This is a genomic window from Streptomyces monashensis, from assembly GCF_001866665.1.
Classification (GTDB): Bacteria; Actinomycetota; Actinomycetes; order Streptomycetales; family Streptomycetaceae; genus Streptomyces; species Streptomyces monashensis.
This window is the reverse complement of sequence record NZ_MLYO01000090.1, coordinates 19,304-37,804: the sequence shown is the minus strand read 5'-3', so window position 1 is coordinate 37,804 and position 18,501 is coordinate 19,304. Positions and strand designations below refer to the sequence as shown.

General features: G+C 68.6%; 21 protein-coding genes and 3 pseudogenes. 13 read left to right on the top strand and 11 right to left on the bottom strand.

Annotation, left to right across the window (positions count from 1 at the left end; translation table 11 throughout):
• The coding region (locus tag BIV23_RS51270; RefSeq protein WP_218161924.1) for a hypothetical protein at nt 1-268 on the top strand (268 nt) is incomplete at its 5' end.
• A gap of 21 nt (nt 269-289) precedes the next feature.
• Here BIV23_RS51270 and BIV23_RS40890 read toward each other — a convergent pair.
• Nucleotides 290-499, bottom strand: a complete 210-nt coding sequence (locus BIV23_RS40890; protein WP_218161923.1) for a hypothetical protein — start codon at nt 497-499, stop codon at nt 290-292.
• Nucleotides 500-735: 236 nt separating this feature from the next.
• Between BIV23_RS40890 and BIV23_RS40885 the strand changes: the two genes are divergently transcribed.
• The gene (locus tag BIV23_RS40885; RefSeq protein WP_071386075.1) at nt 736-1,101 is read left to right on the top strand and encodes a hypothetical protein; all 366 of its coding nucleotides are present in this window, start codon (nt 736-738) and stop codon (nt 1,099-1,101) included.
• 750 nt (nt 1,102-1,851) lie between these two features.
• On the opposite strand, the gene BIV23_RS50955 is transcribed toward BIV23_RS40885, so the two are convergent.
• Nucleotides 1,852-2,217, bottom strand: a complete 366-nt coding sequence (locus BIV23_RS50955; protein ID WP_177240222.1) for a hypothetical protein — start codon at nt 2,215-2,217, stop codon at nt 1,852-1,854.
• A 559-nt stretch (nt 2,218-2,776) separates the two neighbouring features.
• On the opposite strand from BIV23_RS50955, the gene BIV23_RS52835 reads away from it, so the two are divergent.
• The 6 genes and pseudogenes from BIV23_RS52835 to BIV23_RS40855 all read left to right on the top strand — a co-directional run bounded on the left by BIV23_RS52835 (nt 2,777) and on the right by BIV23_RS40855 (nt 6,071).
• Nucleotides 2,777-2,914: a hypothetical protein gene (locus BIV23_RS52835; RefSeq protein WP_245790892.1), complete on the top strand. Its 138-nt coding sequence runs from the start codon at nt 2,777-2,779 to the stop codon at nt 2,912-2,914.
• A 48-nt stretch (nt 2,915-2,962) separates the two neighbouring features.
• Nucleotides 2,963-3,112, top strand: coding sequence for a DUF6233 domain-containing protein (locus BIV23_RS52830; RefSeq protein ID WP_245790891.1), 150 nt, complete (start codon nt 2,963-2,965; stop codon nt 3,110-3,112).
• 149 nt (nt 3,113-3,261) lie between these two features.
• Entirely contained in the window at nt 3,262-3,543 is a 282-nt protein-coding gene (locus BIV23_RS40870; protein ID WP_071386073.1) for a hypothetical protein, read from the top strand.
• 410 nt (nt 3,544-3,953) lie between these two features.
• A pseudogene (locus tag BIV23_RS47790) lies at nt 3,954-4,618 on the top strand (DUF2637 domain-containing protein); the annotation flags it as partial.
• Between the two features lie 214 nt (nt 4,619-4,832).
• The gene (locus BIV23_RS50945; RefSeq protein ID WP_071386071.1) at nt 4,833-5,300 is read left to right on the top strand and encodes a hypothetical protein; all 468 of its coding nucleotides are present in this window, start codon (nt 4,833-4,835) and stop codon (nt 5,298-5,300) included.
• Between the two features lie 123 nt (nt 5,301-5,423).
• Nucleotides 5,424-6,071, top strand: coding sequence for a DUF1963 domain-containing protein (locus BIV23_RS40855; RefSeq protein WP_071386070.1), 648 nt, complete (start codon nt 5,424-5,426; stop codon nt 6,069-6,071).
• Nucleotides 6,072-6,234: 163 nt separating this feature from the next.
• Here BIV23_RS40855 and BIV23_RS40850 read toward each other — a convergent pair whose 3' ends face one another.
• From BIV23_RS40850 to BIV23_RS40840, 4 genes are all read right to left on the bottom strand, one after another.
• Nucleotides 6,235-6,738: a hypothetical protein gene (locus tag BIV23_RS40850; protein ID WP_245790890.1), complete on the bottom strand. Its 504-nt coding sequence runs from the start codon at nt 6,736-6,738 to the stop codon at nt 6,235-6,237.
• Nucleotides 6,739-7,172: 434 nt separating this feature from the next.
• Nucleotides 7,173-7,847, bottom strand: a complete 675-nt coding sequence (locus tag BIV23_RS40845) for a hypothetical protein (RefSeq protein ID WP_177240220.1) — start codon at nt 7,845-7,847, stop codon at nt 7,173-7,175.
• Between the two features lie 263 nt (nt 7,848-8,110).
• A complete protein-coding gene (locus BIV23_RS52825; RefSeq protein WP_281250207.1) occupies nt 8,111-8,182 on the bottom strand; it encodes a chaplin family protein in 72 nt (23 codons plus the stop codon).
• 115 nt (nt 8,183-8,297) lie between these two features.
• Nucleotides 8,298-8,747, bottom strand: coding sequence for a MarR family winged helix-turn-helix transcriptional regulator (locus tag BIV23_RS40840; protein ID WP_071386069.1), 450 nt, complete (start codon nt 8,745-8,747; stop codon nt 8,298-8,300).
• Between the two features lie 54 nt (nt 8,748-8,801).
• Between BIV23_RS40840 and BIV23_RS40835 the strand changes: the two genes are divergently transcribed.
• Nucleotides 8,802-9,671 (top strand): NmrA/HSCARG family protein, encoded by an 870-nt coding sequence (locus tag BIV23_RS40835; RefSeq protein WP_071386068.1) that lies wholly within the window; start codon nt 8,802-8,804, stop codon nt 9,669-9,671.
• A gap of 27 nt (nt 9,672-9,698) precedes the next feature.
• Here the strand turns inward: BIV23_RS40835 and BIV23_RS49310 are convergent.
• Together BIV23_RS49310 and BIV23_RS40830 are read right to left on the bottom strand one after the other, a co-directional pair.
• Nucleotides 9,699-9,833, bottom strand: a pseudogene (locus BIV23_RS49310) (IS30 family transposase); the annotation flags it as partial.
• A gap of 178 nt (nt 9,834-10,011) precedes the next feature.
• Nucleotides 10,012-10,818 carry an SCO6745 family protein gene (locus BIV23_RS40830; protein WP_245790889.1) on the bottom strand — a complete coding sequence of 269 codons (807 nt, stop codon included), beginning with the start codon at nt 10,816-10,818 and terminating at the stop codon, nt 10,012-10,014.
• 433 nt (nt 10,819-11,251) lie between these two features.
• On the opposite strand from BIV23_RS40830, the gene BIV23_RS40825 reads away from it, so the two are divergent.
• Complete coding sequence (locus tag BIV23_RS40825) at nt 11,252-12,709, top strand: aldehyde dehydrogenase family protein (protein ID WP_071386067.1); 1,458 nt, start codon at nt 11,252-11,254, stop codon at nt 12,707-12,709.
• 25 nt (nt 12,710-12,734) lie between these two features.
• Nucleotides 12,735-13,841 carry an NAD(P)-dependent alcohol dehydrogenase gene (locus BIV23_RS40820; RefSeq protein WP_071386066.1) on the top strand — a complete coding sequence of 369 codons (1,107 nt, stop codon included), beginning with the start codon at nt 12,735-12,737 and terminating at the stop codon, nt 13,839-13,841.
• Between the two features lie 420 nt (nt 13,842-14,261).
• On the opposite strand, the pseudogene BIV23_RS40815 reads toward BIV23_RS40820, so the two are convergent.
• The 3 genes and pseudogenes from BIV23_RS40815 to BIV23_RS40805 form a co-directional block, all read right to left on the bottom strand.
• Nucleotides 14,262-14,674, bottom strand: a pseudogene (locus tag BIV23_RS40815) (Vgb family protein); the annotation flags it as partial.
• On the bottom strand, nt 14,671-15,327 hold the full coding sequence (locus tag BIV23_RS40810; protein ID WP_071386065.1) for a CatB-related O-acetyltransferase: 657 nt from the start codon (nt 15,325-15,327) through the stop codon (nt 14,671-14,673). The gene BIV23_RS40810 and the pseudogene BIV23_RS40815, both read right to left, overlap by 4 nt.
• Nucleotides 15,328-15,440: 113 nt before the next feature.
• Nucleotides 15,441-16,925 carry an MFS transporter gene (locus BIV23_RS40805; RefSeq protein WP_071386064.1) on the bottom strand — a complete coding sequence of 495 codons (1,485 nt, stop codon included), beginning with the start codon at nt 16,923-16,925 and terminating at the stop codon, nt 15,441-15,443.
• A gap of 150 nt (nt 16,926-17,075) precedes the next feature.
• On the opposite strand from BIV23_RS40805, the gene BIV23_RS40800 reads away from it, so the two are divergent.
• Together BIV23_RS40800 and BIV23_RS49975 are read left to right on the top strand one after the other, a co-directional pair.
• Nucleotides 17,076-17,639 (top strand): TetR/AcrR family transcriptional regulator, encoded by a 564-nt coding sequence (locus BIV23_RS40800; RefSeq protein ID WP_071386063.1) that lies wholly within the window; start codon nt 17,076-17,078, stop codon nt 17,637-17,639.
• 119 nt (nt 17,640-17,758) lie between these two features.
• A complete protein-coding gene (locus tag BIV23_RS49975; RefSeq protein WP_218161922.1) occupies nt 17,759-18,223 on the top strand; it encodes a hypothetical protein in 465 nt (154 codons plus the stop codon).
• The last annotated feature ends 278 nt before the right edge of the window (nt 18,224-18,501 follow it).

Genomic DNA, 18,501 nt, shown 5'->3' with positions numbered 1-18,501 from the left:
CTGCGCATCATCCGCCGCCATGTCACCCACCAGGCGGCGTTTTCCCCCCTCCCGAATGGCGCGGGCCCTGGCCACGGCCCTGCGTGAGATCCGCGAACGCCCCCTGCCCCCGCGCCGGTTGCGCTCCAGTCCCCGCGTCATCAAACGCAAGATGCCCAACTGGAAACTCAAACGCACCGAGCACCGCAATCCGCCCCGGCCGGGCATTCCCCACGTGACGCTGGTCGGGCCGACCAAGACCAAACCCGCCCACCGGAAAACAACCTAAATCACCGGTATTGGATCTAGCTCAGCGTTCCTGCATGTTGAGGTCACGGACGCAGAACCCGTGGTGTGCCCAGTCCTCGTTCAGCACCACCCGCAGGCACTCGACCACCGACTTGCCCACGGCGTACGGCGGCCAGCCCGGTCCCGCAGGAACGGGAGCGACTGCGGGCAGCTCGTCGACCGTCACGGTCGCCAGCCAACGCTCCAGCTCGGCGGACTGTTCGTCTCGCACGGCCAGTACCTCGTCGAGGCCTGGGGCCGCCGCTCGATCGAGGCCCTGTTCCTCCTGATCGGGCACGAAGTCGGACGCCAACCCGATCCCATGCGCGGGGCGTCCGAGACGTCGTTCGAGGCCAGGGGTTGAGGAACAAGTGAGAAGCTGTGTCTGAGTCCTGCATGACAATACGAACGCCCTTCCGATGAGCCGTCTATGCTGGTCCGGAGAATTACAGGGGGAGGGGACAGCGGATGGACTGGTTCTGGTGGGTTCTCATCGTCTTTTGGACGGGTGGCTTCGCGTGGGCAGCTGACAACGTCCGCACCGCACTGCGTAATCGACATGAGCGCAAGTTGCAGTTGCTGGAGGCGGCGAGACAGGAGCGTTTGGCTGTCGAAGCAGCGAACAAGTCTCCGGAGCCAGTGTGCGGATGCACGCACCATCTCGCCAAACACGACAAGCAGGGCCAGTGCCACGAGCGCGTCGAGGTGCCGGTGGCCTGGGACGAGAACAAGAAGCCGCTGCGTTACGAGGCTGGTCAGTGCAACTGCCAGCAGTATGTGGGACCGCAGCCACTGTCGCGGGTATTCGCGGAGGACCTGACAGATCTCGCCTGACCAGGATGGCCAGGCCACTCTCCGTACATGACACTGGGGACAGTTGATCGCCAGTGCGACGGGGGATTCCCGGCGGCTCTCTTCGTTCCCTACGGTGGTCGCATGGGCAGGGACGGTACTCCTCGGCTGCGGCTGGTCGCCGTCGCGGACGACGACAGGGGGCCGCGGTTGTGCCGCGGGTGCGGTAGTCCGCTCATGCGGGTAGCGAAGATGACGGCGGTGTTCTGCTCGTCCGCCTGCCGGTCGCGGCACTGGCGGCGGATGCGGAGAGCGCGGGCGAGGACCTAGGCAGTCCAGGCGGGCCCGACGTTCAGCTGCCCGGAGTGCGGAATGTCCTGGACGGTCGGGGCCGACCGTCCCGTCTCGGCAACGTACTGCTCTCCCCGGTGCCGCAAACAGGCCTGGCACAGGTGGCGCACGGGACGGAGTGGGGTGTGAGGCCGTGCGTGCGGTGGACGTGGGGCCGCTCCACGCGCCGGTCCGCACCCCCTTTCCGACGGTCTCCGGCGGTCGGATCGTGCGAAGAAGCGGGCTGCTCGGGCCAGTTGGCGGCATGGAACGGTGTTACACCCGGGCCCAGCGGGGTGGTGTCCGGATGCCCGCAATGGTCGGCAGTGTGACCCGGGAACGCTACGACGAGCTGGTCAAGCTGGGGCGGGACTGGGTCACCACGAGGAGCGGGGCCCAGTGGCGGATCGGCGACGCGGCCACAGAGATCGAGCCGATGCGCTCGTATGGGGTGCGAATCCTTCAGGGATGGACGACCTGTTCACTGTCAGCGAGGCCAGCGGACGTCTCGCACACGATCCAAAAGATCTTGGCCATCCCGTATCCCGGGGAGCGGTTCGAGGCGGTTACTGACCTTGTTGGCGTGATGTCGTCACGGTGAGGCCGGTTTCGGCGAGACATCGATGAGTTCGCTGCGGTACTGGATCTCGCGCGCAGCACGATCCCGATCAGGGCGCCGCTACTGTCCAGGCCCCAGTTCGACATGAACTCCCAGCCGTCGCGCAGCGATTCGATCCGTCGCTCGGTCAGGACCCGGTGTGGGGCGGTGGTCTCCGGCATCAGTTCGGACCGGTAGGTCGTGATCTGGAGAACGCCCGTGGGGGTCAACCAGAAGAAGATGGCGGCGGCCGTGCAGTCTCCGCAACCCACCGATCTGGGCCGTCCGGATGCGGTTGTGCGACGTGCTGGCGTGCTCATGGTTTCCCCCCCACGGTGTTCACGCTGAGGCTGGATCATGCCCGGTTTCTGGAGCATTTGCGGGCATATTCATCGAGATGAGTGATTCGGTCCTGGAGTCCGCCCAGACGACGTGCGTGCGTACGAGGTTGGTCCTGTCCGGGACGAGGGTGAAGGCGTTGTTGCTGTCGCTGTTGGCGCCCGAACCTGCAGCAACAACGGCGGTGTCTTCCGGTCGCAGGGCGAGAGCGGGGTGGACGGCGTCGCAGCCTTTCACGCCCGTCGACGTGCCCCGGCCTTGCATCCGCACCGGATCGACAGGGATCTGCCACTTATCCAGCGCCTTCCCGGACTCGCTCCAGGCTCGTGCCGATGTCGGTGGCGGGCGCAGCGATGTGGGCGTGCGGCATGCCGACCTTGGCGAGGGAGATCCGGATCCGAACGGACCCCTGGGATTGCGGTGGTCGCCCGAGATCATAGAACCGAACACTTGCACGACCAATCCTCTCGCCTCATCCTGCTCCGCTTCCTCGAACGCGTCCAGGGGCGGGATCTCGACCTCACCCGCCGCTGGATCGCCGACGAAGAACGCCGAGAGGTCGAGCGCCAGCAGGGCGAGGCCGCGTAGCCGGCGCCGGCGGACTGGCTCCTCGACTGCGGGCTCAATCGAGATGCAATGCCGGTCGGGGTGCACATCAGGGGTTGTTGCATGGTCCGGGCGCGGGTGAAGGGCGCGGACTTTGACACGGCGCGCCGGGCGCTCGCCGCTGGCGTTCCAGCGTGCGGTCACTGTCGGCCGGATACGGAGTTGGGGGTCCTGGACTGAATGCGGGTGGTCCCGCGTGGGTGGTGCGCTTGTGAGGGCTATGTAATCGGCGCGCCATTGTCTGATTTGCTCTACGTCATATTAATGTCCCGTAAGTGAAAGACGTCGATCTGTCAGGGATCGCACCCATTCACTTTCACGGAGACCACATGCACAAGCTTCGCAAGGCTGCCGTCATGGTCGCTGCCCTCGGCAGTGTCGGATTCATGACCGCTGGTACCGCCCACGCCGGCGGCGAAGGCGGCCACGGGGACCACCTCGGCATCCAGCAGAGTTCCACATGCAGGTCGCACGACCTGAACCTCGACGTCCTCGGCGAGGTCGGAATCCTCAACGGACTGTTGGGCAACGGCCTCAACGGCGAGGGTAACCCGGGTGCCCAGGCCACGAGCATCGGCTCGACCGCGGGATGTAACAACAGCGCCCTCTAAGGCAGGCGCGCCTCTCACGCGGAGCGGGAGGCGCGCCGGGCTTCGCCCCGGGTGCCGCAAACTCGGGATGCTGGACGCACGACCGCCCCGCCTCAACCGTGGAGGGCGGGGCGGAAGGCGGTGCGCCGCGTAGCTGGTCCGGTGCGCGGCGTCCGACCGGACGGCACTTCGCTGGGAGAAGCACAGGCGTTCATCGCCGCATGAGCGAGCGCAACTGATGTACAGGTACTGGCAATTACTCGATGAGGCGCGCAACTGATCACTATTCGCGGACGATCCGCAACCAGTACTCCACGAACCGTCACAATTCGGCCTGCCTCGTGGGGGTGTGAGAACTGCTGGGTTGTGTGGTTGCAGTAGGGGTGTGAGGCGTGGCTGCGGGGAAGCTTCAGGTACCTCAGCTGACCCGGCTGCATCGGGTCCTTATCGGTGTTGTGGTGTCCGGCGCCCTGATCATCGCCGGTATCGGTTTCGCCGGCTCGTACGCGGCGGTCCGTGAGATGGCCGTCAAGAACGGCTTCGGGAACTTTTCGTATGTGTTCCCGGTCGGCATCGACGCGGGTATCTGTGTCCTGCTGGCCCTGGATCTGCTGCTGACCTGGATACGCATCCCGTTCCCGCTGCTGCGGCAGACGGCGTGGCTGCTGACGGCGGCGACGATCGCGTTCAACGGCGCGGCCGCCTGGCCGGATCCGCTGGGCGTGGGCATGCACGCGGTGATCCCGATCCTGTTCGTGGTCGCGGTCGAGGCGGCCCGGCACGCGGTCGGCCGGATCGCGGACATCACGGCCGACAAGCACATGGAGGGCGTGCGGATCACTCGCTGGCTGCTCTCTCCCGACGTTCCTGCTGTGGCGCCCTATGAAGCTGTGGGAGCTGCGCTCCTACGACCAGGTGATCAAGCTGGAGCAGGAGCGTCTTGTCTACCAGGCCCGCCTCCACTCGCGCTTCGGCCGCGGGTGGCGCAGGAAGGCTCCGGTGGAGTCGCTGATGCCGCTGCGGCTGGCCCGCTACGGGATTCCCCTTGCCGAGATTGCGCCGGCGGGGCTCGCCGCAGCGGGCATTGACGAGCCGCCGATGGCGTTCACCAGCGAACGAGCATCGGCCCTCGTGGCCGCGCCGACAGCAGCGCTGGAGGCGGGCGAACGCGATGGAGCCGAAGAGGTACACCCCGTCGATGCGGCACCTGAGGCGGCCACGACCAGGCCCTCGGCCGAAGAATCGAACCCGTCAGTGCAGCCAGCAGCGATTCCCAGGGATATTGAGGCCTTCGGTGAGGCCTACCGAGCGTGGCTGTCCAGAAGCGCTACGGGGCCGAGACCCCGGTTGACGTCACTACCGCTGCGGACGGTCCGCAGCAGCAGGCCGGTGATGAGTTTTCGTGGGAGGACTACTTCCACAGCGCGTGGGTCGCGTACACGCAGGAACACGGCGGCCAGCCCAGCGCGGCTGCGCTCGCCGCGTACGTGTACGAGCGGGACGGAATCACCAACGCGGCCGGGAGCCCCATCACCGGTGGGGACCTGGAGGCTTTCGTAGCCCGTTTCCGGGAGCGCACGTTCGGGAGCGCGTCGGTGAACGAGGAAGCCGACGGTGCGGTGGCCGGTCCAGCGGACCAGGGTGCCGGGCGGGCGGCGTCTTCGTCAGTCGCCGAGTCGTACGCACGGGCCTGGACCGACGTGAAGTACGGGTCCGGGCTGAGTATGACGGCCCCGGAGAAGAAGAGGCTCGCCGAGATGCTCAACACCTGCGACTGACGACGCCCCGTCGCACGCTCGCCCCGCGATCCGCCCTGCCTCGGCTGAGGCGGGGCGGTCGAGCGCCCGGCGAACCTGGCCGGCACGCAGGCGATGTCATCGGTGTGACCTAGAGTCCTGGCCATGACGACCCTGATGATCGACGCTGGCCCGTCTGCGCCGGACTCGGTAGTGACCCGGAGGGGTGGGGTGCCCCGGGCTCCCGCAGGCACTGAGTGGCCGTGCTGCGCGTCATGTGAGGGCCCGATGCAGTTCCTTGCCCAGGTCGTCCTGAACAACAACCTTGACGCAGGGGCCTCGGAGGGCAAGCGCGGAGTCCTTGCCTTGTTCGCCTGCCAGAACGACCCAGGTAGTTGTAGCGACTGGGAGCCGACATCGGGAGGGAACCGCGCCCTGCTCTTCCCGCTGGATGGCCTTGAGCCGCTGCCCTGCCCCGAAGGTGCCGAGGGAGCGCTGCTCATGCTCGGGGAGGTCCGGGCCGTCGACCTGGAGCAGGAGGCCGAGGACGACTATGACCTGGCTCGCGAAGCCTGGGCGGCGAGAAGCGAACGCCCCGAATCGTCCGTGCTTGGGCAACTTGGAGGGGCCCCCGCTTGGTTCCAGGGTGATGAGACCCCCTCCTGCCCCTCGTGTGCTGGCACGATGCCGTTCGTCGTTCAGCTTGAGGAAGGCCCGGATCACAGCACCGCCATGAACTTCGGCGGCGCGGGCTGTGCATACGTGTTCGCCTGTGAGCCGTGCGACCGTGCGTTGCTCCTGTGGCAGTGCTGAGTAGCGCGCGGCGACCACTGATTCGACCGCGTTCAACTGCATGTGCCGATCATCTGGGTCCGAGGTGCGGGGAGGCGGGCGATCCGAGTGTCCCCGGCCTCGAACTCCGTGCCCCGATGGTCTGGGTCGGAGAGCTCTTGCAGGCAGCCGATTGATCACGACATCACACAGGGCGTAGGCGGACCTTGGTCACGGTAGCAGCCAGGGTGCCGTTGCGCAGGGCGTCCTTGTCGCCCATGCCGATGAACAGCCGCGAGGACTGCGACAGCCGGCGGCCGGGACCGTCGACGCCGCCCAGTTTCCCGGTGGAGCGCAGGGTGTAGGCGCCGGTGGGGGAGAGGTAGGTGCCGATCAGTCCGACGGTGCCCTGCAGCATGGAGGCCGTGCCGTGGTGGTGGGCGAGGAAGCCCTCCGCCGCTTTCACGTCGGCCTCGCTCCAGCCGGGTGGCTCCTCGGAGGCGTCGTGCAGGAACTGCGCGAGCCGTTCGGGCAGGTTGGACAGCTCTTCCATGGGCGTGCGCGGCTTGAGTGTTCGGATGGTGCGGAACAGGCCGTTGACGCGGTCGACCTCGCTGTTGTCGATGAGGTCGGACACCAGCGCGTCCGCAGCCGGATCGCCCTCCAGGTTCGCGGCTTCCAGGTCGGCTTCCACTGTCTCGACGGTCAAGGGCGCGGCATTGCTCCTCTCGATACGAGTACGGGGATGCGGCGCCAGCCGAACGGAACACTCGGTGCGCCATGATGATCTTCCCCGTTGCTGTCCGTGATCGGTGTGACCTGAAAGGGTGAGGAGGATGCGAACCGGAGGCGCAGCACAGGCGCACGATGAGGAATCGTTCTGGCTCCGCGCGACCAGAGTCAACCTTTGGCGGCTGTTCGCCTGCCAGGTTCATCGCTGGGGTCGATCCCGCTCCTCGACGCCGAGTTGTTCCGATGGGTGGGCAGCAGCGAGGACTTGAGCGCCCCGCTGAAGGTCCTACGTGTTCAGGGCACAGCCCGGCAGCCTGCGCGACGGCGCCGAGGTCGGCCCGCAAAGCCCCGGCCGGAGACTGACCGCGGGCGGGCGGTGTGCTCGGGGCCCGCCGCTGTAGGCCCGCAGGCTCAGCTCACGAACTCTTCGTTGCCGTAGCGCACCTCGGCCGTGTTCCATGCGACGCCGAGGGACTTCGTGAGTTTGTTGGCCACGGGCAGGTCCTTGAGGGGGGCGATGAGGATGAGCCGCCCGCCGAGGGTGACCGAGCCGCCTCCGAGCTCGTCGCGTGCCCCGGGATTCGCGAGCAGTGCGTCGTGCAGACGAGCAGCGCTGACGCCGGGAGCCTGGATCTCGACCGCGTCGGTTTCCGGCGCGGTGCGTGGCAGGCAGCGGAAGGTCAGTACGGACTCCTGGTGGTACTGCTTGGCGATGACGCCGGCGATGTGGTGCAGCCCGTCCCGGCCGACCCTGTTGACGTCGAACTCGCGCGAGCGCTCATAGGTGGCCTGCTTGAGGTCGCCGGACCAGAAGACTCCGTCGAGCAGTGTCGAGGCGCCGGGCCTCGCGCCGTGGGCGTGGATGATCCCGCGAACCTCGTGATCGAAGCGCGTCAGGCGGGTCCTGAGCCGGGGGTCGGCCGGATCCGTGATGATCGCGGTGTTGTTCGTGGCGAAGACCTCCCCCGCCGGGCAACCATGCCTTGCCGGGCTCGCCTGGGCACTTCCCGCGCCCGCAACCCCCAGCATCAGGGTGCAGACCATGACCAAGATGTGCAACTGCTGCCGTACGTTGATTTTCTTCATGTTGTGATCAACGAGCTTTTGCGAAGTTCGTTGCATCTGTCACAGGGCGGCCCGCCGTATGAGCTGCCTCCCGCGACCTGGTGCAGTCCGCGCGGCCAGACCTGCTCCTGCTCGCGCCTTGGCCATGGTGGACCGGAACATGCCCCTGACTCCGCCTCCCCCGTACGGTCCTGACCGGGTCCACAGGGGGGCGGCCGATGAGGAAAGGCCGGCCGCCCACGCTCAGCCCGCCGGGACCCGTTCCGCCTGTCCGGTCAGATCGGCTAGTCGAAGGTCGGGTTCAGTACGCCGATGACGTTGCCGCTGTTGCCCGTAGCGTTGACGGGGACGTGCACAGGGACGGCGCTTTCTAGAGGTCGTCGCAACACGTGGTCGGGTTGATCAGGCCGCGAGCAGTTTATGCAGGCGGTCGGCTGGGGTTGCCAGCTGAGCGTTTTGCGTGGGCGGCCGTCATGCCTTGCCGCGCAGGCGGGCGATCTGTTGCCGGGAGAGTTCGACGGTGCGCTGCATGTGCCGGTACAGCAGGGCGCGTTCGTCCTCGGTGTAGTCGGCGAACATCGCCCGCCATCCCTGGCTCAGCTCGGACCACAGCTCAGTGAGATCCCGCATCGCCTCGGGGACAGGCTCCACCCGGACCCGGCGGCGGTCGGTCTTGTCGCGGTGTCGGACCACGTAGCCGGCCTTCTCGAGACGGTCGACGAGCCGGGTCGCCGATCCGCTGGTCAGGCCGGTGAGTTCGGCGATCCGGCCGGTGGTGAACGGGCCGGGCTCGGCGGTCAGCAGGTTGAGGCACTGGACGTCGGTGGGGTGCAGTTTGAGATGGTCCGCGACTGCCTGGTTGAACATGACGTATGAGGCCAGGTAGCGGCGGGACTCCTGCTGGAGATCGTCAATCAGCATGCGCACCCTCCAAATTATCTGCGTAGCGCAGTAACTGTGTCGTACGGTAACCGCATGACGAAGGAATCCTACCGGTCCGTAGTGGCCGTCGCCGGAGCGACCGGCGCCCAAGGCGGCGCGGCCGCCCGCTCGCTGCTCGCTCAGGGCTTCCAGGTCCGGGCCCTGACCCGCACTCCCGACTCAGCCGCCGCCCACGCGCTGAGGGGTCTCGGCGCCGAGGTGCACGCGGCCGACTTCGACGACAGCAAGTCGCTGGAGGCCGCCCTGAAGGGCGCGGACGGATTGTTCGCGATGTCCACGCCATTCGGCTCGGACCCGGAGACCGAGGTTCGGCAGGGCATCGACCTGCTTGAGGCCGCCCGCGGTGTCGGGCACATTGTGTTCACCTCGGCAGCGCACGCCGATCGCGGCACGGGCATCCCGCACTTCGAGAGCAAGTACCGCATCGAGCGGCACCTGCATGGGCTGGGTGTACCGTGGACGATCCTCGGTCCGGCCGCGTTCATGGACAACTACACGGTCGAGTGGTCGCTCGAGAGTCTGCGTGCGGGCCGGTTCGTGCTGCCGATGCCGGCCGACCGGCCTCTGACGTTGATTCCCGCGCGGGACATCGGCGCCTTCGCAGCCCATGTTCTTGGGCGGCCGCAGGAGTTCGCGGGCCGGCGCATCGACATCGCTTCCGACAAGCTGACCTGCCTGGAGATCGCGGAAGCACTGACCAGTGTGTGCGGCCGGCCGATCGTCTTCGAGCGGCTGCCGATCGCCCACGTCGAGGCGTTCTCGGCCGATCTCGCCGCGATGTTCCGCTACTTCACCGAGGTCGGCCTCGATGTGGACGTGGACGCGCTGCGGCGCGACTTTCCGGAGGTCCGCTGGCAGCGCTTCGGCACCTGGGCGGCCGAGCGCACCTGGCCGGTCAGCTGATTCCACATGGTCAGCACATAGCCGGACTCAGGCCGCGAGCAGTTTGTGCAGGCGCTCGGCCAGGGTTTCCCGGCCGAGCGTTTTGCGTGGGCGGCCGTTGAGTTCGGCGGCGACAGCGGCCAGGTGCTCACGGGTGTGGACGGACAGGTCGGTGCCCTTGGGTGCCTCTGTGTTTGTCAAGGTGTCTGGTGGGGTGGCGTAGGCTCGCTTTCGGCGGGTCCGGGAAGTGACTTGTCCGAAGAGTCGGTCGTCGGGGTTGGGCCGACCGCGCTGGATGCTGTAGTCGCCCCCGGTTGTCCTCCTGGGCCCGTCGTTCGGGTGCGGCGGCGTTTTCTGCGTGTCACTGCGAGCCTGTGGCCACCAGGGTCGCGGTGATGGGTTCGAGGTCGGTGATCAGTTCGTCGAGTTCGGCAGGGGACAGGGCGTCGTAGGGCGGGGTGGCGAGTTCGTCGGTGAGGGTTTCGATGCGTTGTTTGGTCGCGCGGCCTGCGTCGGTGAAGTGGCCGTCGGCGTCGATGAGTCCGCGCTCGCGCATGCCGTCCATGACCGCGGCCAGGCGCTCTTTCGGCAGGTGATGGATGCGTCCGAACGACTCTGGGGGGTGGATGCCCTGTTCCAGAGCGGAGAGCACGTGGGCCTCCGTGCCGCCGATGCGCGCGCCGACGAGAGCGGCGATGTGCCCGTCGCCGCGGTGCTCGCGCAGCATGGTCGCGGAATGCCACAGTCGGGCGACAGGGTCGCAAGGTACCTCAAGAGTGCGCATGCCGGCGTACATCACCCGGCCTTCGATGGGGGCGCTCGTCGCGGCCTTGGTGGTCAGGTCCGCGGCGCGCACCAGGCCCGGGGACTCGGCCAGCTCGTCGCCGAGGATGCGCCGTAGGGAGGCCGCGCTGCCCCGCTCCCGCGCGGCGACGGAGGCCTCGGGCGGGATCGTCTCCCAGGCGCTGGGGATGTGCCGTGCGGCTTCCCTGTCGGCGAAGTTGTAGAAGGCTGCGTGCACGACTTGAGCCGGCACCCGTCCCAGTGGTGCGGCGCGGCTGGCGAAGTAGCCGTCCCAGTAGGTGCGGTGGCCGAGTGCGGCCAGTTCCTCGTTGCACTCGTCGGCGAGGAACGTGACCAGGCAGATCGGCTCCAGGAGCTCGAACATGCGACGGGCGATGTGAGTCATCGGATGCAAGCGCGTCTTGCCCATCGGGTTCTCCCTTTGCTAGGTGTGCCGACTTGGACCGTCCGGCACACCGAAATTCATCGGCGGCCGAAGGGAAGCAGTGCAGATGGGTTGGCGTCTGCGTGGCTGTGTATGCGAGAGCACGCCCTCGCGGCATAACGAACGAATCTCCGAGATCACGGGGAAACTTCAATGCCGATGGGTTGGGGAGTCACCGCACCCGGTGGTGGCGAACCTGCCGCCGACTCCCTGTGGCCGCGCCGTCAGTCCGGACCTCTCGCCGGCACCCGTCAAGGGCTCCCGCACAGCACGCGGTCTCCAGGCATTGACAGGAAACCTGTCCGTAACCAGACTGCGGACCAACAGGATTCCTGATTGTTGAAGATTTGGCGATCAATGCTGGGAGTGGGCCATGACCACCACCTTCGACACAGAGCCCAGGCAGCTGTTCATCGGCGGCCAGTGGCGCGAGGCCGCGGACGGCGCTCGCATGGATGTCATCGACCCGTCCACCGGCCAGGTGATCACGACCGTCGCGGAGGCAGCCGCCGGTGACGTCGACGCGGCCGTGCGCGCGGCTCGGGAGGCCTTCGACTCCGGGCCCTGGCCCCGGACGAGCGGCCGGGAGCGCGGGCGCGTGCTGCACCGCGTCGCTGAGCTGATCCGCGCCAACGCCGACGAGATCGCCGCCCTGGAGAGCCTCGACGTCGGCAAGCCGATCTCCCTGTGCGGCGCCGTCGACGTGACGAACGCGGCCAACGACTACGAGTACTACGCCTGCCTCGCCCAGAGCCAGGACGGCGCGACCCGCGAGACCCCGCTCAACGCCTTCGCCTACACCCGGCGCGAGCCGCTCGGTGTCGTCGCCGCCATCACCCCCTTCAACTTCCCGCTCGTCCTGGCGGGTTCGAAGCTGGCACCGGCCCTCGCGGCCGGCAACACCGTGGTGCACAAGCCCGCCGAGGACACCCCGCTCAGCGCCCTGTACATGGCCCGCCTGCTCACGGAGGCCGGCGTCCCGGAGGGCGTGGTCAACGTCGTCACCGGCACGGGCCCGGTGGCGGGTGAGGCGCTGCTGCGCAACCCCGGCATCGACAAGGTCGCCTTCACCGGCTCCACCGCGGTCGGCCGGCACGTCGCGAGCGTGGCCGGCGAAGCCCTCAGGACCGTCATGATGGAACTGGGCGGCAACGCGGCGCACATCGTCTTCGAGGACGCCGACCTGGAGAAGGCGGTCGGCGCGATCATCAAGGCGTTCGTCTTCAACACCGGCCAGTTCTGCATGGCCGGCCCCCGGCTGCTGGTCGCCCGTCCCGTGCACGACACCCTGGTCGGCATCCTCGCCGAGGCGGTCGCCCAGGTGACCGTCGGCGACCCCCGCGATCCGGGAACCGTCGTCGGGCCGATGGCGGGGGAGAAGCACCTGAAGAAGGCCGAGGATTACGTCGAACTGGCCCGCAAGGAGGGCGCCGGTGTCGTCGTCGGCGGCGAGCGGCTGGACCTGGGCGGCGGCTACTACTACCGGCCGACCGTGATCACTGGCCTGTCCAACGACTCCCGCGTCGTCCAGGAGGAGATCTTCGGCCCCGTCCTCACGGTTCAGCCCTTCGACTCCGAGGACGAGGCGGTGGCGCTCGCCAACTCCACGCCGTACGGCCTTGCTTCGGGCATCCAGACCACCGACCTGGCCCGCGCCCACCGCGTCGCCGAGCGGCTGCAGGCGGGCATCGTCTGGATCAACGACTGGGCCATGCTCGACCCCGCCGTCCCCTTCGGCGGCGTCAAGGACTCCGGCTTCGGCCGCGAGTACGGACCCGAGGCCCTCGCCGCCTACTCCAAGGTCAAGTCCGTCGTCGTCTCGCTCGACTGAGCACCCGAGCAAAGGAGTTCACCTCATGACCACCCCCACACGCGCCGCCGTGGTCGAGTCCGGCGGAGCGCCCTTCACGCTCTCCGACGTCGAACTCGACGCCCCGGGACCGGGCGAGGCCCTCGTCCGCATGGTCGCCACCGGCCTGTGTCACACCGACCTCGGTGTGGCGAGTGGCGGTCTGCCGTTCCCGCTGCCCGGCGTTCTCGGCCACGAGGGGGCCGGCGTCGTCGAGGCCGTCGGACCGGATGTGACGGGTGTCGAGCCCGGCGACCACGTCGTGCTGTCCTTCACCTCCTGCGGCGGCTGCCGCAACTGCCGTGACGGACATCCGGCCTACTGCGCCACCTGGCTGCCGCTGAACCTCATCGGCGGTCGCCGCGCCGACGGCACCAGCACCATCAGCCGCGACGGCACCCCGATCGGCGGCCACTTCTTCGGTCAGTCGTCCTTCGCCGAACGGGCCCTGGTGGACGAGCGCAGCCTGGTCAAGGTCGACCCCGAGGTGCCGCTGGCCTCCATCGCCCCGCTCGGCTGCGGCGTGCAGACCGGGGTCGGCGCCGTGTGGAACGTGCTGACGCCCCGCGTCGGCAGCACGCTCGTCGTCCTCGGCGCCGGAGCGGTGGGCCTGTCCGCGGTGATGGCCGCCGCCCTCACCCCGGCAGCCCGGATCATCGCCGTCGACCGGGTCGCCGAACGCCTCGCCCTGGCCGAGGAACTGGGCGCCACGCACACCGTCAACGCGGCCGAGGCCGACCTCGGGGAGGCGCTCGCGCAGCTGACCGACGGCCAGGGAGCCGACGGCGTCGTCGAGACCACCGGCAACGTCACCGTGCTGCGCCAGGGCGCCGACGTGCTCGCCGCCCGGGGCACCCTGGTCGTCGTCGGTGCCCCGCCCTTCGGCACCGAAGTCGCCCTCGACGTCAACGGCCTGCTCCCGGGCAAGCGGATCGTGGGGATCACGCTCGGGGACAGCGAGACCCAGACCTGCATCCCCGCCCTCGTCCAGCTGGTCAAGGAGGGACGGCTCCCGCTGCACCGCCTGATCGGCACCTATCCGTTCGCCGACATCGACCAGGCGGTGCGGGACATGAACGCGGGCAAGACGATCAAGCCGGTGCTCACCTTCTGAGCGCACCGCCGGTCTCCGTGAGGCGTCCGGCTCTGCGTACCCGCCCGCGTACCCGACATGGGTGAGCGCCACCCGTGTCCCACCGATCGCCTCGGGCAGCCCGGCGTACGGCTCGGGGTCCAGTTGCGATCTCTCGGTTTTGGGACAGTGGGGTGAGAGACAGTGGGGTGTGGGTGTGTTGTTGCTGGTCGGTGGCGGTTTCGAGGCGTGGAGCCCGCTGTCCTGGGTGTGAGGGAACCGCGGGGCATTGCTGTCTCGGGGTGTTAATGCATGTGGGGTGACGCTGTCTCAGTTTCGTGAGTTCTGGTCCGTTGGCCGATGGGTGTTGGTGTGCTCAGGGGTGTGGATCAGGGACACCAGCAACCGGCCCCGGAAGGGGTGGGTGGTGACGCGAGTGGGGCTTTGCCGGCTGTGTCGGTTCGGGCGTTCGGTGACGTCGCCGTCGGCGGTGATGCGGCCGATGCGGTCGGCCTCGGTCTCGGTGAACCACAGGGCGCCGGCGGGTCCCGCCGCGATGCCGAACGGCCCGCAGCCGGGCGTGGGCACGCCGAATTCGTCGATCACGACGCCGGTGTGATCCGCCCGATCCGGTCTGCCCGGTACTCGGTGAACCACAGCGCGCCGCCCGGGCTGGGGGTGATGATGGTCGGCCCGCTGTCGGGGTCGAGCCGGTGACTCGTCGGCTCCTCGCCGGGGACGAGCCGCCCGATCCGGCCGCTGTGGACGAGGGTGAACCACAGGGCGCCGTCCGGTCCCGTGGTGAGGGCGTAGGGCCCCGCTGCGCCGTTGGCCACCGTTTGCTCTTCGATGGACACCTGGGTCGCATCACTCAACGGGGCTTCCCCGTTCCGTGCTCGGTGGCGATGCGTTCGATGTGGGCCGGGGTTCCGGCCATGATGGTGCGGGCGTGTTCGGTGACCAAGTCGGCGGGCCAGTCCCACCACGCGGCGCGCAGCAGCCGCTCGGTGTCGGCGTCGTCGAAGCGCTGCCGGATCGGTCGGGCCGGGTTGCCGCCGACGATCGTGTAGGGCGGGACGTCGGCGGTGACCAGCGCGCCGGCCGCGATGATGGCGCCGTCGCCGATCCGTACGCCGGGCATGACGGTCGCCCGGTATCCGAACCAGACGTCGTTGCCGACGACTGTGTCGCCGCGGCTGGGCATGGCGGTGACGATGTCCAGGGTCTGCTCGGCCCACCGGCCGCCGAACATGGTGAACGGGTACGTCGAGACGCCCATCGTCGGGTGCTCGGCGCCGGCCATCAGGAAGGTGGTTCCGGTGGCGATGGCGCAGTACTTGCCGATGACGAGGCGCTCCGGCCCGTAGGCGTAGAGGACGTTGTGGCGCTCGAAGTCCGTGGCGCCGTGCGGGTCGTCGTAGTACGTGTAATCGCCCACCGTGATGTTGGGTGAGGTGACCAGCGGGTTGAGGAACACCACGCGGTCGTGGGCGGGCAGCGGGTGCACGGTGGTCGGGTCGGGAGACAAGGCCGGTCCTTTACGTGGTGGTTGCGGGATGGTGCACACGGTCCTGGCGGGGCGTCGCCACGGCAGGGTGGGATCACTCTGGCGCGGTGTGGCTTCGGCCAAGGCGGTTGGTGTCAGCGGCTATTCACGGATGCCTCGTTCGAGGCGGTGACCAGATCCGGATCGACCGCATCCGGATCGGTGGAGCGTTGCGGGGCGGCGGGGCCTTCCGCGGGCTTGGACCTTGCCAGCCAGAGGCCGGTGAACACGGCGGTGGCCAGAGTGACGGTGCCTGCAGCGAGGAAGGCGCTGTTGAGGCCGGTTTCGAAGGAGGCTCCGCCGGACTGGCGGGTGCGGACGATGGCTCCGAGCACCGCCACGCCGAGCACCGCGCCGATCTGCCGGGTGGTGCTGCTGATGCCTGAGGCGAGGCCGCCTTCCTGCGGGCTGACCGCCTGGATGGCGGCGCCTGTCAGGGGGGACATGGCCAGGGCGAAGCCGGTGCCGGCGAGCGCCAGCCGCCACCACACGTTTCCGTAGCCGGTGTCGGCGTGCACCCTACCGAGTGCCAGCAGTCCCAGGCCGGCCAGGGCCAGGCCGGTGGTGACCACGATTCGGAAGCCGTAGCGGGCGGCGAGCCGGCCCGCGTAGGGGCTGACGATCACCATGGTGAGGGACACCGGCAGGGTCTGCAGGCCGGCGCGCAGGATCGAGCTGCCCTGGACGTACACGAAGAACTGGGAGAAGAAGAACGACGAGCCCATGAGCGCGAACCCCACCACGATCATGGCGGTGTTGGACACGGTGAACAGGCGCTGCCCAAACAGCCGCAGCGGCAGCATCGGAGCGGGACGGCGCGCTTCGACGGCGATGAAGGAGGCGAGGAGGATCGCCGCGGCGGCGAAGCTGCCCAGGATGACCGGTGAGGTCCAGCCGCGGGCACCACCCTCGATCAACCCGTAGGTCGCTACTCCCACCCCCAGAACGGACAGCACCGTGCCCGGGATGTCGATCGCGGCGGCGCTCGGATTGCGGGACTCGCCGAGGCGGCGCAGGCCGGCCAGCAGCAGGACCACGCCGATGGGCAGATTGACCAGGAAGATGGCGGGCCAGCCGAAGGCTTCGGTCAGCACGCCACCGGCCACGGGGCCCGCAGCCAGACCGATTCCGCTGAATCCGGCCCACAGCCCGATCGCCTTGATTCGCTCTTGCGGCACAGGATAGGCGGCGGCGAGCAGGGCGAGCGAGGCAGGGCTCAGCGCCGCGGCCCCGATGCCCTGCAGCACCCGGCCGGCGACCAGCCAGCCGAGCGAGGGCGCGAAGCTGCACAGCAGCGACGCGGCGGTGAACGCCGCCACGCCGGCCAGGTACACCCGCTTGCGGCCGAACCGGTCGGCGAAGACACCGCCGGACAGCAGCAGCATGGCGACCAGCAGCACGTACGCGTCGACGATCCATTGCAGACCGGTCAGCTGAGTGTGCAGCCGGTGCTGCATATCGGGCAGCGCCGCTCCGACGATCGTGTTGTCGAGCAGGACCATGAATTGGCCCAGGCAGGTGACCGTGAGCAGCACGGCCCGGTTTGGTCGACGGCCTGCGGTCGCATGCGATGCAGCCATGGGGTCCCCCTCAATCGTTCGTTGCGCTCGGTCGCGGTCGACGCAGGTGGCGATACACCTGAGCGCTCTAAAGCAGCCAGGGCCTGCGTTAGGTGACTATAGGGAGGGTTGCCTCGCAAACGCAAGTACCGACTGCGTTAAGGTGAGGGCATGAACGAGCGACAGCGAACCCGGCGGCCTGGCGGGCGCAGCGCCCGCGTCGGCGCGCAGGTGCACCAGGCCGTCACCGACCTGATCAGTGAGCGCGGCTACGGCAACTTCACCGTCGGCGAGGTCGCAGCCCGCGCGGGCGTAGCCGACAGCAGCATCTACCGCCGGTGGGGCAGCCTGGAGACCCTGCTCACCGACGTGGCGCTCACCCGCCTCAATGCGCAGTCGCCGATGCCCGACACCGGGAGCCTGGCCGGCGACCTGCGCACTTACGCGGCGCAAGTGGCTCGCGAGATCACCGGACCCGACGGACTGTTGTTGGTGCGCCTGGCCGTCGCCCTGTCGAGCATCGGGCAGCAGGGCCTGCAGGCTCGTGACGACCTCCGCGACGAACGCACCCGGCAACTGCAGTCCATGCTCGATCGTGCCCGCGAGCGCGGGGAGCCTGCACCCGACGCGTTGGGCGTGCTGGACCACATCCTGGCCCCGATGTATATCCGCGTCCTGTTCGGCATGGAGCTCACCCCGGACTACGTCGACGGGCTGGTCGACCGCTTGCTGTGACCTCACCCCGGTTCCTTATCCGATCACGGCTGTCCCTGACCGGGTACACCTTTCGTCCCGCTGGTCAGCTGCACTCTGCGGAGAAGCCATCACCTGCACCGGACGTAGGCAGCGATTCAATGGCTGCGGCCCGGATGTGGCTGGGGCGGCAAGGCCCGGACCGGGGAATTCGGGCTCGACAGGGCGCGGAGCAGCTGCCGGTTGTGCGCCGTCAGTTGGTTTACGACCCGCACCAACTGCTTGACGTCGGTCCGCAGCTGGGCGAGCTCGATGGGTTCCTTGGCGCGCAACTCCTGAAGGCCTATGCGAAGCAGCAGTGGGATGCGGCAGTTTCGCGTCGGGCCGAGCTGAAGGACAAGCGTGCCGCGCAGGCCGCTTCCCACAGCCGCCGGGGCAGATGCGCAATGTCGCTGCTGGCGCCGCAACCCACCTCGGTGTGTCTGTTCCCTTCGGACGCCTTCCTGCTGGTCACCACCGTCCGCCACGGGCTGCCCGACCCAACCGCGGCTTCAGGCACGGTGCTCAGCGCGCCCGTACCCGCCGGGGCACCGAGTGCAGCAGCCGTGACAATCTCCTCTGCATAGCCCACGCAGCGGCCGAGCCCGCGTCACGTCTCGGTCGGCTCGCAATCCAACCAGTCGACGCGCGCGTCCCCGCCGCGGCGTACACGCCGATGATCCGAACGGTGAAGCTGCCCACGGCCTTGGTGTCCCCGGCGCGCGTGGCTGACTCCGCTGTGTGACGGCTGCTCTGGCGCATCGGCGGCCTCGAACGGGACGACGCCGAGCGCAGAAGCCATCGCATCGACGCGTCGCACAGCTCACCGGTCGGAGCCCGGCGACCCTGCGCGGCCCGCGTGGAC